Below are 15,953 nucleotides of genomic sequence, written 5' to 3'. Positions count from 1 at the left end.
GATCAACCGGCCTGCGCCTGGGAAGGCGGCATTATCAGCACCGGACAACTGGTCTGATAGACCAATTTATGGGCAAGTAGCGGCGAGGTGGCAGTGATGATGCCTCGAGGCGCATCAACTACCAGCAACTCGGCACCCTTCGATTCACTCAGTAGCACTTTCCCCGGCGAGCCCTTGACCAGTCGGCATTCCACCTCGTCGCTAAGGATTTGGGCGCCCTGATCCCGCAAGGTTCGTTCAGCATTATTGAATGTCTGCTGTGAATCAATACTGACCGCCGGCGGCCTACCTCCAGGGGCTGAGGGGGCGCGCGGAGCTGACCAGGCCTGGACCGCAATCAACGGTACGCCGCGAAGCTTCGCCTCGCGGGCTGCGGCTCTCAGCGCCCCGGGCGAACCGCTTGAAGCGCTGACACCCACCACGATGAAGGTCATGATTCTTTTCCTTCCACGGATACTTCCGCTTTAACTTTAGAGATCGGGTCGGCTACGTCTTCCAAACCCTTGCCTTCGGCATTAATGCCGAAAATCAGGGCGATCACGCCGCCGAGCAACATCACGCCAGCACCGAGGTAGTAGCCTGCCGCGAGCGGTCCACGGTCCGTGCCATCGCCGACCAGGGAGCCAAAGATCACTGGGCCAAGGGCGCCGACAATCTGAGCGACCGCGAAGAAGTACGAAATGGCTTGGCCTCGCAGCTCCAAGGGGAAGATCTCGCTGACCGTGAGATACGCGGAGGACGCTCCGGCGGAGGCGAAGAAGAACGCGATGCACCAGAGGATGACGTGCACGGTGGCATTGATCGCATTGGCTTGGAAAAGCGCTGCGGAAACGGCGAGAACCACGGCGGCCAGGCCATAAGTGCCAAAGATCATTTTGCGTCGGCCAATGGTGTCGAAGAGCGGGCCGAGCACGAGCGGGCCGATCAAATTGCCGATTGCGAAGGGGAAGAAATAGAAAGCGATATCACCCTTAGGAACCGCGTAGAAGTTCTCCAACACCATCGCATAGCTAAAGAAGATCGCGTTATAGAGGAACGATTGGGTGATCATCATGCTCAAGCCGAGAAAGGTGCGTTTCGGGTATTCCCGGAAGAACACCCGAACCACCTTCCCGAAGGGCACACTCTTCATCGGCGCGATCAGCATGGCCTGGTCATCGGTGACTTCGCTCAGCGTTCGACCTGAGGCTTTGATATCTGCCTCAATCTTGTCGACGATTGTATGAGCTTCCTCCGACTTGCCGTGTGTGACCATCCAGCGCGGGCTCTCCGGGATATGACGCCTCAAATAGATGATGATGAGACCTAATACCGGGCCGATAAAGAAGCCGATCCGCCAGCCCCAACTATTGGCAAAATCCTCGTTGCCGGTCGGAAGCAGGAAAAAGTTCGCGGCCGCGCCGAGCGCAGCGCCCGCCCAGTAGGTACCGTTCACCGCAATATCTACCCTGCCCCGATACTTCGACGGGATCAGCTCGTCGATGGCCGAATTAATAGCTGTGTACTCACCGCCAATGCCCATGCCGGCAATAAACCGGAAGACCCAGAGGAATTCCATATTGGGGGAGAAGCCAGCGATGCCGCTAGCCACCAAATAGATAGCCAGAGTGAGAATAAAGAGTCGTTTCCGGCCCAGTCGATCGGCCAAACGGCCGAAGAAGAGCGCGCCGACCACTTGGCCGAGCAAGTAGATGGTGCCGGTGAGGCCGATTTGCGCGCTATCCATGCCGAGCGCGGTGGCAAAACCGTTTTGCGCCACGATCTGAACTTCCAAGCCGTCCAGAATCCAGGAGACGCCGAGGCCGACCACCACGGTCCAGTGAAACTTAGTCCAGGGTAATCGATCCATTCGAGCGGCAATCACGCTGCGGATTGGTTGCGGAGTCTCTTCGCTAAGAGTTTTCGACACGGCACTCCTCCTCGAGTCCTGCTCGTCACCGGCGCGGGCGTCGGCTGCTGGCTGTTGAGTCGAGACCTTGTCACGGCTCACTGGGTAGCAACTTACTCTCGGTAGTTACTCTTGACAACCTTCTTGGCAGCCTTATTACCAGGCGCGTGCCTTTAGCGAGGGCGCTGGCGTGTGCGGCATTCCCTAGCGGATTACCGGTTCAATTGCGCGAATCGAACTCATCGCGGTGGGCAATAATGACGCCCATATTTCTTTCCGCCCATTGTTTGAGTTGCAGCACGATGCCGAAGAGGGACAAGCCGAGCGCGGTCATTTGATAGTCCACCCTGACCGGGACCGAGGCGGTGACGGTACGCGAAATGAGTCCGTCGCGCTCCAAATTTCGCAATGATTGAGTGAGCATTTTTTGGCTCACTCCGGCGATTTGGCGGGCTAGTTCGGAATAACGTAATGGTCCGTCAGCTAGTGCGGAGAGCACTAAGGTGATCCACTTATCGCCGATCCGGTCGAGTAATTGCCGGCTCGGGCAGGTCGCCAAGAATGCGTCGTAATCGTCTTTGGCTTTCTGACGCTGCTGGGCTGTGGTCATAGTGGGCGACATTGACTTCCTCTCCGGAGTGTAAGGCACTTTCAGGTACGTACTTACTAATAGAGAGTAACCCAACTAGCGTGGTGTTGGTCAATAGATCTCTGAAAGGAATGCTCCATGAAGGCAGTTGTCAGTCAAGCCAATGACGCTACTGAAAGCGTCGAAATTCCGCGCCCCACTCCGGATGCCGGGGAGGTGCTGCTCAAGGTTCAGGCCGCCACCATTAATCCGGTGGATGTCCATGTCAGGTCTTTGCTGAAAACCTTCGGCTTGGAGCAAGGGCAGCCGGTTGGCCTGGGCTGGGATGTGGTGGGCGAAATCGTTGAAGTCGGACCGGGAGTGTCCCTAGAGGTCGGCTCAAGGGTAGCCGCGGTGCAATCCGACGGAGTGGCAAAGAGCAGCGGCACGCTGGCAGAGTACGCGGTATTACCAGCGGAGGTGGTAGCGGAAGTTCCGGTGAGCCTCGACTCAATTGCTGCCGCAACCTTACCGATGAACTCACTCACCGCGGCCCAAGGACTTGATCTGTTGGGTGAGGCCGCTGGCCGGAAACTTTTGATCACCGGTGCGGCTGGGGCGGTCGGTGGTTTTGCCCTGGTACTGGCTCGTCGGCTGGGCTTCAAGGTGACCGGCTTAGCCCGAGCGTCGGACGCAGACTTCGTTCGTTCAACTGGGGCGAGCTTTAGCGCTGCGCTCACCGAGGGTGAATTCGATGCAGTTTTCGATGCGGCTTCGCTCGGTTCTGCGGTGTTTGTGGCACTTCGCGACGGCGGAGCTTATTCCGGAGTGCAACCGGGTAATGTCCCCACTGCCGAACGAGGGATTGGCGTGCAGGCGGTTCAGGTGGTCGGCGACGGGCCCCGATTAGCGGAGTTTCTGCGGCTGGCCGAGTCAGGGGAGTTCGAATTGAGAGTTGCTGGCAGCTTCGGGTTCGAGCAAGCCGCCGAAGTGGCAAATCGGTTATCGCGCGGTGGACAGCGCGGCCGCTGGGTGTTGGTGCCTTAAGGTGTCGGTGGGGCGCTGTGCCCAGTACTCGGTGCTGGGCGCTCGGTGCTGGGCGCCGGGTGCGTGAGTTAAATATCTGCGCCACTTTCGTACCTGAAGGTGGTGCAGGGATATCTCTGCACCACCTTCAGATGGCAAAAAGGTGCTCTTGTTTAAGTGTCTCAAAATAGTGCTCCTGTTTAAGAGTTCGGTGAGATGGGTGCCGGAACAGGTTACGGATGCGAGTGGGTTGGGAGGCGGGAACCGGTTTTGTGATCGGTGGGTTATCAACACTAAGCGGTTCGGGCCTTTCCCAATGACTCGAAATCAGGCACTCTGAATGAGTGGAGTCCCGGATTCAGGAACTTGCTGAGTTACATGGCGGAGCCGTCCGTCGTGCGGAACTGCGTCGGGCTGGAATCAGCGATTGGTCGATGCGCCAGGCGGTCGCCGCCGGTGTGGTTTGGCACTTTCCAGGTGGCGTTTATGCTTGCCCGGACGCGCCTTCGTGGTGGGTCAGAGCCAGGCTGGCTGGCGCTGACCTTGGCTGCGTTTCGGCGGCGATGAAGGCGCGGCTCTGGGTGTTAAACCCTCCCCGGCAGATGCACGTCACGGCGTCCAACAACCGGGTGAGGGGCCCGTTCATCCAGCATCGTAGCTATGCTAAGACCGCATTGCTGGACTCCGTCCTGCAATGCCTGAGGTGTTTGCCTGAACTTGATGCTCTGGTGATCGCCGAATCCAGTGTCGCGCTGGGCAAACTCTCATTACAGCAGCTGCGGCTTGCCGCGAAGGGGCCACGAAATGGGAATCTACGCAGGATTATTGCCAAAATTAACCCAGCTGCGGAGTCACTACTGGAGACTATTGCCCGCTATTTGCTAGAGAATGCAGGTTATCAGGTGCAGATTCAGAAGTATCTGCCCGGCTTAGGCAGACTCGACCTGCTGGTTGATGGTGTGTTGGGTATTGAAGTGGACGGCCGGGAGTATCACAGTTCTGCCGAGGCGTTTTCGGAGGATCGGCGTCGTTCGAACTTTTATGTTGTGCACGGTATTCCAACGTTACGAGTGACCTATCACTTGCTGGTGCATCAGCCCGAGGAGTTTCTACGATTAGTCCAGATCGCGATTCTCAATTGTCGTCGATGAGTGGGCTTTGTCTGAGAGGGTCCTGTCCGGTGAGGTTTTTGGGTGTGGACGGAGTCTATTGAGGGCGGGGTTTTTGTGAGTGGGCCTTGTGCGTGACCTGGGTTGTGCATGGGGCGGGGGGGGGGCTTGTGCGTGCGGTCTATTGATGAGCCGAGCTTTGCGTGAGGGGGCCGGGTTCTGAGTGGGTGTGTCTATTGATGGTTCGGCCTCGCCGGGCATGAGCCATGTCGGCAAATGAATCACGCTTGCCGGGTTTGACGAAGCCGGAACCTCTTAAATAGCTGCACCTTGTTAGGTGCAGAAAGTGGTGCAGGGATATCTCTGCACCACTTTCCCTAGGTAAAACAGTGCTCCTATTTAAATGCTCCCAATCAAGCCTGGACGGTATAACAGCAGGGCTGTCTTTGGTCCGCTCGACTCACTCAGGGCTACCAAACGGCCCCCACGTCTTCGACGGAACTTGGGAATGTACATCGTCTGCAGCGTTTGGCGAAACTGGCGGGCTAACTTCATCCAGCGGGGCATCCGAACCTGGTGTCGAAAGCCCGGATTAGTTCCGCAGACCATTGAACACCATGCCAATCACATCGTCGGCGAGCTTCTCTGCGGTCAGCGAACCGCCCGGTCGATACCATTCGACGATCGAGTTGATTGTTCCGAACAGCAAACGTTCAGCGGTTCGCGGATCAATATCCTTGCGCAGCGAACCGTTCTGCTGTGCGGCAGCGACCAGCGCGGCGACCTCCCGGTCGAACTCCCGTCGCCGGGCCAGCGCGGTGCGTTCCATCGGGGTATTGCCGCGAAGCCGTAGCAGCAGCGTGACGTAGGGGAGTTTGTCTACCAACACCGCAATAGTGCCACGCAATACCTGCTCGAGGCGTTGCTCGGGGCTGTTCTGGTGCTGCTCAGCGGATGAAACGGACGAAACGGACGAACCGGACTGAGTGGATGAAGCAGCTGAGCCCAACGAAGCTGGAACTTGTTCCGGCGCGCTGAGCACTGCCTCCAGCCCGCCGAGCGCTTGCTCTAAGGCGAGCTCGAGGAGTTCCTCCTTGCTCGCTACGTGATGATAAATCGCCGATTTAGAGACACCCAAGTTCTCCGCCAACACACCCATTGACGTTGCCTCATAACCGTGCTGGTTGAAAGCATCAACAGCAATCCGCAGTACCGTCTCCTGGTCGTAGCCTGGTCGGCCGCGACGTAGCCCTGCCTCGCTGGTCATGATTTAGTCCGCAAATCGTACACCCGGCGTAGCTTGCCATTTGAGCGTTCCAAGGTGCCTGGTTCGACCACCGTGATGGTGGCGGAGGAACCAATATGCACCTTGATTTCCTCGCGTAACCGCAGCGCTGCGGCATCTCGCTCAGCCAGACTGCTTTCAGCGCGCGGTTCAATCCGCACGGTGAGTTCGTCCATCCGACCGGATCGGCTGATCTCAAGCTGAAAATGGGGGCTGAGCGCTGGAATCCGCAGCGCGATCTCTTCGATCTGAGACGGGAACAAATTGACGCCACGCAGGATGATCATATCGTCGGTGCGCCCGCTGATCCGTTCCATTCGCCGCATCCCCGGGCGCTCGGTGCCCGGTAAAAGCCGAGTCAGATCCTTGGTGCGATAACGGATCACCGGTAGCGCTTGTTTGGTCAGCGTAGTGAAGACCAATTCCCCGGTCTCGCCGTCCGGCAGCGCGGTATCGAGACTGTAGGGGTCAAGGATCTCCGGCCGGAAATGATCTTCCCAAAGATGCGAACCGTCCTGAGTTTCGACAAACTCACCGGCAACACCAGGCCCCATCACCTCAGAGAGGCCATAGATATCGCACGCTTTGAGATTCAGCCCGGACTCAAGCTCGTGGCGCATTTCCTCGGTCCAGGGCTCAGCGCCACAGATGGCATACTTCAGCGAGGTGCTTCGTGGATCGATTCCGCGGTGTGCCATCGCATCCATAATGGTGAGCAAATAGGTCGGGGTGCACATGATGACATCGGGTTGGAAATCTTGAATCAGCTGTATTTGCTTTTCGGTCTGTCCGCCGGACATCGGAATCACCGTGCTGCCCAGCGCCTCCGCGCCATAGTGAGCGCCGAGCCCTCCGGTGAAGAGACCATAACCGTAGGCAATATGAACCTTGTGACCTGGGCGAGCACCCGAGGCGCGCATTGACCGGGCCACTAGATCAGCCCAATTTCGCAGATCATCAGCGGTATAACCAACCACCGTCGGTTTACCGGTGGTGCCTGAGGAGGCGTGGATCCGAGAGATTTCGGCCTGCGGCACCGCGAACATGCCGAAGGGGTATTCGGCGCGCAGATCCTCTTTGGTGGTGAAAGGGAACAATGCCAGATCCGCTAAGCTGCGCAGGTCTTGCGGCTTAACTCCGGCCTCGTCGAACTTCCGGCGGTAGAGCGGAACTCGCTGATACGCGTACTCAAGGGTGTGTTGTAGGCGTCGTAGTTGCAGTTCCTCGATCTGCTCACGATCAAAGAATTCACTTTCCGAATTAAGCGGCTCGTTCATCGCACTTCCTCTGCTGCCGGCGAGTGCGGGCGGTTAGCTTTGCTGGGGATAGTCCGGGAACGTCCGCGGAACTCAGCAATCAATTGGCGCATCCCCTCGGGATGTTCCGGCTGTGTGAAGACTTGGACGTCGTAGAGGCCGCTACGGCCCGCTTGCGCCCGACGATTGGCTACCGCAATAAGTCGCTGACCCGCGTAGGAAGGAGCTAGGAAGTTGACGTCGACGCCGGACGCAACGGTTTGGCTGCTGCCATCGGAGTCGCTCGGGTTGCAGGCGAAGGCGAAAGCGGAATCTGCAAACGCGAAGATCATCCCACCATGCGTCAGGCCAAAGCCATTCATCATTTCGGCCCGCAAGGTCATCGATAGGGTGGCATGGCCATCCGAGAGTTGTTCGATTTTGATGCCCAGCCACGCGGAGGCGGCATCGTGGGCAAGCATGGGGTGATCCACGATAATCTCCAATGATTACTTACCGAATGTTCATTAGGTAATCGTGAATTTCCCCAAAGGTCAAGCGCGATTGCTTATCACAAACTATGCTACGAGAATGAAGCTTCCTCGAATCGCCGGATTTTCGCTGGCCACCATGCTGGTTGCCGCCCTCATGGTGGCGGTGATTCCGCCGGCGGTGGTAGCAGCCGCAGCGCCCGCACCAGCCATTGCACCGACCGTTCGGCAATTTACCGCTAATGGCAGTACCAGCTGGAAACCGGGAACGAATGCACGAATTTTGGTGGATCCAGCCGCCAGCGCCAGCTTGACCGCCGAGGCGCAGCTGCTAAGCATCGAACTGGGCAGCGTATTGGCCCGGCCGGCTATCCCGGTGGCAAGTGGCACCGCAACTAATGCGGTGGCCGGCGATGTTCTGCTCAGCATCGGTGCCGTGACCGGTAGCAGCGGTCAGGAAGCTTATCGAATGGTCGCCGGGGCTACCTTAGGCATTACCGGTCCGAGTGCCGCTGGTGTGTTCTACGGCGGTAGGTCACTCTTGCAAAGCCTGCGAGCCAGCGCCGGGGTGCCGTCCGGCACCATTGTGGACTGGCCGGACCGGCCGATTCGCACCTTAAATCTTGATATTGGCCGGAAGTTCTACAGTAAAACCTGGATCCAGAACCAGATCAAGAGCATGGCTTGGATGAAGCTGAATACTCTGCAATTGCATTTCTCCGAGGATGAAGGGTTCCGGATCGAAAGCAAGAGTCACCCAGAAATTGTTTCCAGTCAAAAGCTGAGCCAGCAAGACGTTAAGGACATTGTCGCCTTTGCCACCAAGTACCACATCACCGTGGTGCCCGATTTTGATGTGCCAAGCCATATGAAATTCATTTTGAACGCGCACCCGGAGCTACGGCTGGTAGAAAATGGCGGCCTGGTTCATCAGCAGAACCTCGACATCTCTCAAGCTGCGGCAAGGACTTTGGTGATGGATATCATCAATGAGTTCTTACCCTTGTTCCCCGGACCATATTGGCACATCGGTATGGATGAGTATGTTGATCTGCCTTCTGCGGATGACGATTTCCAGCAGCTGCTGAACTATGCGATCCAAAAATACGGTAGCGGCGCCCGGGTCGCCGATGCGCTGGTTGGTTATGCCAACGAACTCAATGTCTTCCTGCGCTCCAAAGGCAAAACCGTACAGGCGTGGAACGACGAGTTCTACCGATTCAGCTCCAAGGTCAAGCTGGCGAGCACTATACAGATCACGCACTGGACCAATTGGGATTGGCCAATGGCGCCGCTGAAGGCCTTCCTTGACGGCGGTCACCAAGTTATTAACTACGCCGATTCCTACCTTTATTACGTTATTGATGCGGCGGCCGATGGCTACCCGCCCTCCGCGGAAGATCTTTACAACGAATGGTCGGTAGGAGTTTTCTCGCCGCTGGCTCAGCAAGATGGCAGCGAGTTGCCGCAAACCCTGGCCAGTCCGGTCAGTTCTGCTGTGCTGGGTGCCGCCTTCTCGGTCTGGAGTGAGAACCCCGGCGCGCAAACCGAGGCGCAGGTGGCGGCCGGCATCGCCCCGGTGCTCTGGGCGATGGCGCAGAAGATCTGGCGGCCGGGCAACCCGCCGGAGAGCTATTTGCAATACAAATCACGGGTGGCGGCAGTGGGAACAGCGCCTTAGAAGGGGTATCCGGTAGGCTTTGACCCTGGGGGATTGCACCGCCTTTCTTGGCGTCTGCTGCGAATGAGGCTGTTGAACCGGTGAAGGCTGTCGGCTCAATACTGACCAGGACCGACCAGAAAGGTGAATGATGGGACGACGCTCGGCTGCGCCCGCGCCTCCACGGCATCCCAGGGCGGTCAGAGCTGTTCCTTCAAACGCTTCGGTCTTTCGGCTGCTGTTATTGAACACGGTGCTGCCCGGTGCCGTGCATTATCTTAGGGGTCCGAGCAAAGTTAGGTGGTTCTTCCTCGGCATGGCCGCGCTGATCTGGGCGGCCGGTAGCTACCTGGCGTTCTCGGCGCTGAGTAACCGGGTCTGGATGTTCAACCTGGTCACCCACCCGGTAGCCTCGATGGCGCTGATCATCGGCTTACTGGTGGTCTCAGCCTGGTACCTCTTCACCTTTCTCGACTTGCTCAGGCTGATTCGCTTTAAGCAGTTATCTAGCGGAATGAAAGCTGCCACCATCGCCTTGCTGGTGCCGTTGTTGGTGCTAACCAGTGGCAGTACTGCCTACGCGGCTTACCTGTTGAATGTCAGTCGTAATGCGCTCGTTGATATTCTGCCCGAGCAGCAAGGCACCGGTAAGACTTTCACCAAGCCTCTGCTCACTCCAATCGACGGGCGCTACAACATCCTGATGATGGGTGGCGATGCGGGTTCCGATCGGATCGGACGTCGACCCGACAGCATTATGGCGATCAGTGTGGACGCTACTACAGGTGCCACGCTGACGGTGAGCATTCCCAGGAATCTGCAAAACGCACCGTTCCCAGATAACTCGCCGATGAAGGCGGCACTGAGCAATGGCGACGGCGTGGACGGCACCGATGGTGCGTTCAACTGTGGGGATCAATGCATTATTGGCAACCTGTACTCCAAGGTGAATGAGAAGTACGCCGATCTGTATAGCAATGTCGGTGACCCAGGCGCTCAGGCCATGATGGAATCGGTCAGTGCGATCCTCGGGATCACCATGCAGGCCTATGTGATTGCCGATATGGACAACTTCTCGCAACTCATTGACCTGATGGGCGGGGTAAAGATCAATGCCGGGAATTGGGTGCCGATCAGCGGTGAAGCGCTAGATAATGTCGGCGGTGGACACCTGCCACCGAAGGATTGGATAGCTCCGGGGCCCCAGACGCTGAGCGGCTATCAAGCTCTGTGGTACGCGCGCTCCCGCGAATGGACCACCGACTATGCGCGCAATCAACGCCAGCAGTGCATTGTGCAGGCAATGATTCAGCAGATGAACCCGCTCACCCTTTTCACTAAATTCACCGATATTGTCAAAGCCGGAACGAAGATTATTGAGTCCGACGTGACCACCGCGCAAATCGGCAGTTTCATCGATTTGGCGCTCAAGTCTCAATCACAGCCGGTGAAGAAACTTATCCTGGGTCCACCGGATATGACCTCCAACGTGCCCGGCCAGACGGATTTCCCGACCTATCCGGATTTTGCGCTGAGTCGGCAGAAAGTGGCACAACTGCTGGGTAAGACCGCTCCGAGCACGACCAAACCTTCGACCGGGGCCGCAACTACGCCGAATAGTAATGGCGCAGCCCCGGCCTCGACGCCCAGCTCGAATACTCCGGCAAGCAATCCCGCGACAAAACCAAGCAGCACCCCGAGCACCACCCCGACCAAGAGTTCAGGGCCGACCCTGACGAAGGATTACTTGCAAGGTTTGGCTGTCGCCGCCTATAACGGTGATCTAAACGCCAAGAACACATTGATCGAGTTAATGAACAACAACGGTAGCTGCACGCCGGGCTGAGTCGAGTTTTTGCTCACAAACTGCCCTGCTGGACCGTGCTTTTTGGCAGGATGGGATTGTGACTCAGGGAATTTACGTCAGCGCCGCGATGCCGGGTTCCGGTAAATCACTCATCACGCTCGGATTGGCCGATGCCTTACATCGTCGGGCAGATCGGATTGGGTTCTTCCGGCCCATAGTCGACGACGCTGACGCCGACCCGATGGTAGCCATGGTGGCGCGCCGCTTCGACCTGGCTCCCAGCGTCTGCCGAGCCGGACTCACCGCTAGTGAGGCGCGTGGCTTGCTGGCTTCCGGGCAACGCGAGGAAATCGACGCTCGTTGCGTGGCGATCTACAGTGAAATTGCTCGTGAAGTTGACGTGGTGATCGTGGAGGGAACCGATCTGACCGGCCAAGACGCGGCAGTGGAGTTCGATTTGAACGCGCGGCTGGCTAACGACCTAGGTTGCGCGGTGATTGCCGTAGTGAGTGCGAAAGGTCGGAGCGCGGCCGAAACTGCCGACGCGGTGGACGTCACCCGGAAGGAGCTCGCGGCGGCGAACTGCTCACTATTGGCGATGATGGTTAATCGCGCGGATGCCGAGCAGCTGGACAGCATCGCTCAGGCACTGCGTCCTGGCGCCTCCGGGAAACAGGTCTATATCCTGCCGGAAATTGCAGAAATTGCGCAGCCCACCGTGGGCGAGGTGGCCAGTGCGCTCGGATTACGCCAGATTGCCGGCAGCTCCGAACGCGAACGCGATGTGGAGTCGATCAAGGTGGCCGCGATGAGCGTCGGCAACTTTTTGCACTTGCTTGACCCAGGTGCTTTGGTGATTGTTCCGGGCGACCGAGCCGATATTATTATCGCCACCCTGGCCTCTAGCTTTTCCCCCGAGTTCCCGGTGCCATCCGGGATGATCCTGAGCGGTGGCCTGGCCCCGGATGCGCATATCTATCCGCTGTTAGCTGGTGCGCCATTTCCTGTTTTCGACAGCCCAGAAGACACCTATCACACCGCCCGGCGGGTGAGCGAGGTGCGCAGCGAGATCTGGTCCTCGCAGAATCGTAAAGCAGCGGCCGCGCTGGGAGTGTGGTCAAAACGCGTCGATGAGACAGAGCTGTTGGAGCGGCTAGAGATACCGCGGCCAGTGAAGATGACTCCGCTGCGCTTCCTTCACGAACTCATTGAACGGGCTCGGCAGGAACGAAAGCATATTGTGCTGCCCGAGGGGCAAGATCCGAGGATCCTGCGGGCCGCAGAAATATTGCGACGACGTGATGTCTGTGATCTGACCATCCTGGGACCGGAAGGGCAGATCCGGGAATTAGCTGCCAGCCACGGCGTCGATCTGCGCGGCATCACCCTGATTGACCCGGCCGATAGTGAGCTACTTGAAGACTTCGCGGCGGAATACGCTCGGTTGCGCGCGCATAAAGGCATGGACCTCTCACGAGCGCGGGAGATCATGTTGGAGGCATCATATTTCGGCACCATGATGGTGCAGCTCGGCGTGGTTGACGGCATGGTCTCCGGTGCCGCGCACACCACGGCCAACACCATCCGCCCCGCGCTGGAATTCGTGAAGACCGCCGATGGGGTGAAGATCGTCTCCTCGGTCTTCCTAATGCTGTTGCCCGATCGGGTACTGGTCTACGGCGATTGCGCGGTGAACCCGGAGCCTAATGAGGAGCAGCTAGCCGATATTGCCATCGCCTCAGCACAGACCGCCACACAATTCGGGGTTGAGCCGAGAATCGCGATGCTTTCCTACTCCACCGGTGAGTCGGGTACGGGCGCGGCGGTGGATGAAGTGCGGCGAGCCACCGAAATGGTGCGCGCAAGACGCCCCGATCTGGCGGTTGAAGGTCCGATTCAATATGACGCAGCGGTGGACGCCTCCATTGCCGCCTCCAAACTGCCAAGCTCTCAGGTTGCGGGGCAAGCCACCGTCTTCATTTTCCCGGATCTGAACACCGGGAATAACACCTATAAGGCAGTTCAGCAGTCCTCGGGAGCGGTCGCCGTCGGCCCGGTACTGCAGGGCCTACGCAAAGCAATCAACGACCTCTCTCGTGGCTGCACGGTCGAAGACATTGCCAATACCGTGGCGATTACCGCCATTCAAGCCCAGGAGTAAATATGCAGGTACTGGTGATCAATTCGGGTTCCTCATCGCTAAAGTATCAGGTGCGGGACACCGAAGCTGGTGCGGTGCTGCTCGAGGGTCTGATTGAACGAATCGGCCAAGCAGAGACCGCTCTGCCCGATAGTGGGCAGCGCGGTGCTGGCGTGCCGGATCACGCGGCGGCTTTAGAGTTGGTCAGTGCCGCCTTGGGCGAGATACGGATCGAAGCGGTCGGTCATCGGGTGGTGCATGGCGGTGAGCGGTTCAGCGAACCAGTGCTGATCGATAATGAAATTACCAGAGCCATTGAGAGACTCAATCCACTGGCCCCGCTACACAATCCAGCCAATGTTCTAGGGATTAGAGCGATCGCGGCTAAGTGGCCAGAGCTGCCACAGGTTGTGGTTTTCGACACCGCTTTTCATCGCAGCCTGCCCGAATATGCCTGGCGCTATGCAATCCCCGAGGAGCTCTATCAGCGACACGGCATTCGACGCTATGGATTCCATGGCACCAGCCATGAGTTTGTTAGCCGCCAGGCGGCGGAATTCCTCGGAATTCCTAGCGGTGACTTCGATGGCGTGATCGCACACCTCGGCAATGGTGCATCGATCACCGCGATCAAAGCCGGACGAAGCCTGGATACCTCGATGGGCTTCACTCCATTGGAAGGTCTAGTGATGGGCACCAGGAGTGGCGATCTCGACCCGTCGATCCTGGTTTTTCTTGGCCGAGAAGGATATTCGCCCGAGCAGATTGACACTCTATTGAATCGCGAGTCGGGGCTCCTAGCGTTGGCGGGAAACAATGACATGCGCTCAGTGGTAGAAGCTGCCGGCCGCGGTGAGCGGGCTGCTGAGCTGGCGCTCGCCGTCACTTCCTATCGCCTAGCTAAGTACATTGGTGCTTACCATGTCGCGGTTGAAGGTATGAAGGCCTTGGTCTTTACCGCCGGGATTGGTGAGAATTCGGCGGAATTCCGCGCCCTGGTGGTGGACCGGCTGACGGCGCTCGGAATTGAACTCGATCAGGCCGCCAATGTGATCCGAGCGAAAACTGCCCGGCTGATTAGCACTGAACATTCGGCGATTCCGGTGTTAGTGGTGCCGACCGATGAGGAACGCGCCATCGCCGAAGCCACCGCTAGCTTAGTGGCGGCTGGCGCCTAGGTGAGCTAGTTAGGATGAAGTATGGAGCAGATTCCTTACCCTCTTCGCACCGAGCGTTTGGTGTTACGACGCTTTGAACCCACAGATCTCGATGCCTACTATGCCTATCAGTCACTGCCCGAGACAGCCCGTTATCTCTTGGGCGATGCGCGCAGCCTGGCTGAGTGCATGGAGCGGGTTGGCAAATTCAGCCAGCAAAAATTCAGCCAAGAGGGAGACTGGGCATCCTTTGCCGTCGAGCTAGCCGAGCAACCCGGTCTACTCGGTGAGATTGCGCTGAAGTGGGGGACCGGTGGTGATGCCGAGCACGGCTATGTTGGCGAAATCGGCTGGACCTTGACTCCGCAAGCTCAGGGGAAAGGCTATGCCACCGAAGCTGCTCGAGCGGTACTGGAACTGGCTTTTGGGCAGCTGGGCTTTCATCGGCTGCACGCCCGACTGGACGCAGCTAACGACGGCTCTCGGAAGATCTGTGAGCGGCTCGGCATGCGAGCCGAAGGCCTATTTCAGCAGAACTGGTTTTTGAAGGGCGAGTGGACTTCTGAGGCGGTCTACGCGATTCTTCGCTCGGAGTGGCGGGCTCAGCAGTAACTGATCCGCTCACCAGCGTGCAGAAAGGTGGTGGCACCGAGGACCTCGGCGCCACCACCTTTCGAGTAAGCACTCAGCTCAGTCTGACTACTTACTGATTACTTAGCGTCTTTGAGATGAGTCAGCGTGTTATAGAGTTCCGGCTTAATCCGGGTGCCGCTATTGCCGGAGCCCACATTTCCGTAGGCGTGAATGGCGACAGCTTGAGCAGCGGAGGTGTAGACCGGGGAGCCACTCTGGCCACCAATGGTGTCCACCGGGTACCAGACCTTAGTGGTGTTGACCGATGAGATCTTATTGCTGTCGCTCCACATTTGGCCCCAAGGCTTATCTCCCGGGTAGCCAGAAACCGTTACGCCCAGTCCTTTCAGATTGGCATCGGATTCCACCTTGTAGCCGAACCAACCGGTCTGGGTGCCAACCGTGCAGTTAAGCTTCACTACTGCCCAGTCAAAATTTTCATCCTCGGAATCGAGCCATTTTTTGTCGGTCCAGATCTGCTTTGCCAGACAAGAGCCGAAAGGTTTTTTCGTATCATTCCGGGCCGGGGAAGCGGTGAAGTCAGCGGTGTACTTGGTGCCGTTCCAGACGCAGTGACCCGCCGTCACCAAGGTATCGGCTGAGATCATCCAACCCGTACAGCCAGAGAGCGAACCACCGCTAAGCTCAACCAGAGCACGATAAGGGGTCTTCAGCGTGTCGGTCACCTGCTTACGGGTATCAGTGCCGATGACCGATTCAGCGCCGGGGAAGCTAGCTGGCGTCGAGGTGCTGCCAACTGAGGAAGTCAGGCCTGCTGAACTCAAAGGGTTCGCGGTATCGGCGGTGCCATTGACAATCTGCACACCGACCGGAGTGGTCACGGTGTTCGGATCGACGGCTTTAGGTGCTGCCGTTGCTGCCGTGCCGCTCAAGACAAGAGCGGTCAGGGCCAGTAGCGCCCCGCCTGCCGCACTGATGGACCGTTTCTGCATG

14 protein-coding genes are annotated in these 15,953 nt (G+C 58.1%); 7 read left to right on the top strand and 7 right to left on the bottom strand.

Going from position 1 to position 15,953, the window contains the following annotated elements; translation table 11 throughout:
- Positions 1 to 2: 2 nt before the first annotated feature.
- The 3 genes from UM93_RS10980 to UM93_RS10970 form a co-directional block, all read right to left on the bottom strand.
- A complete protein-coding gene (locus tag UM93_RS10980; protein WP_052663750.1) occupies positions 3 to 434 on the bottom strand; it encodes a universal stress protein in 432 nt (143 codons plus the stop codon).
- Positions 431 to 1,909, bottom strand: a complete 1,479-nt coding sequence (locus UM93_RS10975) for an MFS transporter (protein ID WP_324606731.1) — start codon at positions 1,907 to 1,909, stop codon at positions 431 to 433. The genes UM93_RS10980 and UM93_RS10975 overlap by 4 nt, the downstream gene beginning before the upstream one ends.
- Before the next feature lie 199 nt (positions 1,910 to 2,108).
- Positions 2,109 to 2,510: a winged helix-turn-helix transcriptional regulator gene (locus UM93_RS10970; protein ID WP_045075561.1), complete on the bottom strand. Its 402-nt coding sequence runs from the start codon at positions 2,508 to 2,510 to the stop codon at positions 2,109 to 2,111.
- A 105-nt stretch (positions 2,511 to 2,615) separates the two neighbouring features.
- Between UM93_RS10970 and UM93_RS10965 the strand changes: the two genes are divergently transcribed.
- Together UM93_RS10965 and UM93_RS10960 are read left to right on the top strand one after the other, a co-directional pair.
- The gene (locus UM93_RS10965; RefSeq protein ID WP_045075559.1) at positions 2,616 to 3,503 is read left to right on the top strand and encodes an NADP-dependent oxidoreductase; all 888 of its coding nucleotides are present in this window, start codon (positions 2,616 to 2,618) and stop codon (positions 3,501 to 3,503) included.
- A 323-nt stretch (positions 3,504 to 3,826) separates the two neighbouring features.
- The gene (locus UM93_RS10960) at positions 3,827 to 4,633 is read left to right on the top strand and encodes a hypothetical protein (RefSeq protein WP_045075557.1); all 807 of its coding nucleotides are present in this window, start codon (positions 3,827 to 3,829) and stop codon (positions 4,631 to 4,633) included.
- Positions 4,634 to 5,183: 550 nt separating this feature from the next.
- On the opposite strand, the gene UM93_RS10955 is transcribed toward UM93_RS10960, so the two are convergent.
- The 3 genes from UM93_RS10955 to paaI are packed head-to-tail and all read right to left on the bottom strand — an operon-like array spanning position 5,184 to position 7,593.
- Positions 5,184 to 5,858 (bottom strand): TetR/AcrR family transcriptional regulator, encoded by a 675-nt coding sequence (locus UM93_RS10955; protein WP_045075556.1) that lies wholly within the window; start codon positions 5,856 to 5,858, stop codon positions 5,184 to 5,186.
- Positions 5,855 to 7,153: a phenylacetate--CoA ligase PaaK gene (gene paaK, locus UM93_RS10950; protein WP_045075555.1), complete on the bottom strand. Its 1,299-nt coding sequence runs from the start codon at positions 7,151 to 7,153 to the stop codon at positions 5,855 to 5,857. The genes UM93_RS10955 and paaK overlap by 4 nt, the downstream gene beginning before the upstream one ends.
- Positions 7,150 to 7,593: a hydroxyphenylacetyl-CoA thioesterase PaaI gene (gene paaI / locus UM93_RS10945; protein ID WP_045075554.1), complete on the bottom strand. Its 444-nt coding sequence runs from the start codon at positions 7,591 to 7,593 to the stop codon at positions 7,150 to 7,152. Before paaI ends, paaK begins: the two co-directional genes overlap by 4 nt.
- A 109-nt stretch (positions 7,594 to 7,702) precedes the next feature.
- On the opposite strand from paaI, the gene UM93_RS10940 reads away from it, so the two are divergent.
- The 5 genes from UM93_RS10940 (at position 7,703) to UM93_RS10920 (ending at position 14,978) form a co-directional block, all read left to right on the top strand.
- Complete coding sequence (locus UM93_RS10940) at positions 7,703 to 9,283, top strand: beta-N-acetylhexosaminidase (protein WP_052663749.1); 1,581 nt, start codon at positions 7,703 to 7,705, stop codon at positions 9,281 to 9,283.
- A 127-nt stretch (positions 9,284 to 9,410) separates the two neighbouring features.
- Complete coding sequence (locus UM93_RS10935) at positions 9,411 to 11,108, top strand: LCP family protein (RefSeq protein ID WP_045075552.1); 1,698 nt, start codon at positions 9,411 to 9,413, stop codon at positions 11,106 to 11,108.
- Between the two features lie 58 nt (positions 11,109 to 11,166).
- Positions 11,167 to 13,230, top strand: a complete 2,064-nt coding sequence (gene pta / locus UM93_RS10930; RefSeq protein WP_045075551.1) for a phosphate acetyltransferase — start codon at positions 11,167 to 11,169, stop codon at positions 13,228 to 13,230.
- Between the two features lie 2 nt (positions 13,231 to 13,232).
- On the top strand, positions 13,233 to 14,387 hold the full coding sequence (locus UM93_RS10925; protein WP_045075550.1) for an acetate kinase: 1,155 nt from the start codon (positions 13,233 to 13,235) through the stop codon (positions 14,385 to 14,387).
- Between the two features lie 21 nt (positions 14,388 to 14,408).
- A complete protein-coding gene (locus UM93_RS10920) occupies positions 14,409 to 14,978 on the top strand; it encodes a GNAT family N-acetyltransferase (protein WP_045075549.1) in 570 nt (189 codons plus the stop codon).
- A gap of 98 nt (positions 14,979 to 15,076) precedes the next feature.
- Here UM93_RS10920 and UM93_RS10915 read toward each other — a convergent pair whose 3' ends face one another.
- Positions 15,077 to 15,952, bottom strand: coding sequence for a trypsin-like serine peptidase (locus UM93_RS10915; RefSeq protein WP_045075548.1), 876 nt, complete (start codon positions 15,950 to 15,952; stop codon positions 15,077 to 15,079).
- Position 15,953: the final 1 nt, after the last annotated feature.

Source organism: Psychromicrobium lacuslunae (genome assembly GCF_000950575.1).
GTDB classification, from domain to species: domain Bacteria; phylum Actinomycetota; class Actinomycetes; order Actinomycetales; family Micrococcaceae; genus Renibacterium; species Renibacterium lacuslunae.
This window is presented reverse-complemented; position numbering and strand designations above follow the sequence as displayed.

Coding starts and splice junctions, on each gene's coding strand:
- UM93_RS10980 (WP_052663750.1), bottom strand. CDS start 434: ATGACCTTCATCGTGGTGGGTGTCAGCGCTTCAAGCGGTTCGCCCGGG.
- UM93_RS10970 (WP_045075561.1), bottom strand. CDS start 2,510: ATGTCGCCCACTATGACCACAGCCCAGCAGCGTCAGAAAGCCAAAGAC.
- UM93_RS10965 (WP_045075559.1), top strand. CDS start 2,616: ATGAAGGCAGTTGTCAGTCAAGCCAATGACGCTACTGAAAGCGTCGAA.
- UM93_RS10955 (WP_045075556.1), bottom strand. CDS start 5,858: ATGACCAGCGAGGCAGGGCTACGTCGCGGCCGACCAGGCTACGACCAG.
- paaK (WP_045075555.1), bottom strand. CDS start 7,153: ATGAACGAGCCGCTTAATTCGGAAAGTGAATTCTTTGATCGTGAGCAG.
- paaI (WP_045075554.1), bottom strand. CDS start 7,593: ATGCTTGCCCACGATGCCGCCTCCGCGTGGCTGGGCATCAAAATCGAA.
- UM93_RS10940 (WP_052663749.1), top strand. CDS start 7,703: ATGAAGCTTCCTCGAATCGCCGGATTTTCGCTGGCCACCATGCTGGTT.
- UM93_RS10935 (WP_045075552.1), top strand. CDS start 9,411: ATGATGGGACGACGCTCGGCTGCGCCCGCGCCTCCACGGCATCCCAGG.
- UM93_RS10925 (WP_045075550.1), top strand. CDS start 13,233: ATGCAGGTACTGGTGATCAATTCGGGTTCCTCATCGCTAAAGTATCAG.
- UM93_RS10920 (WP_045075549.1), top strand. CDS start 14,409: ATGGAGCAGATTCCTTACCCTCTTCGCACCGAGCGTTTGGTGTTACGA.
- UM93_RS10915 (WP_045075548.1), bottom strand. CDS start 15,952: ATGCAGAAACGGTCCATCAGTGCGGCAGGCGGGGCGCTACTGGCCCTG.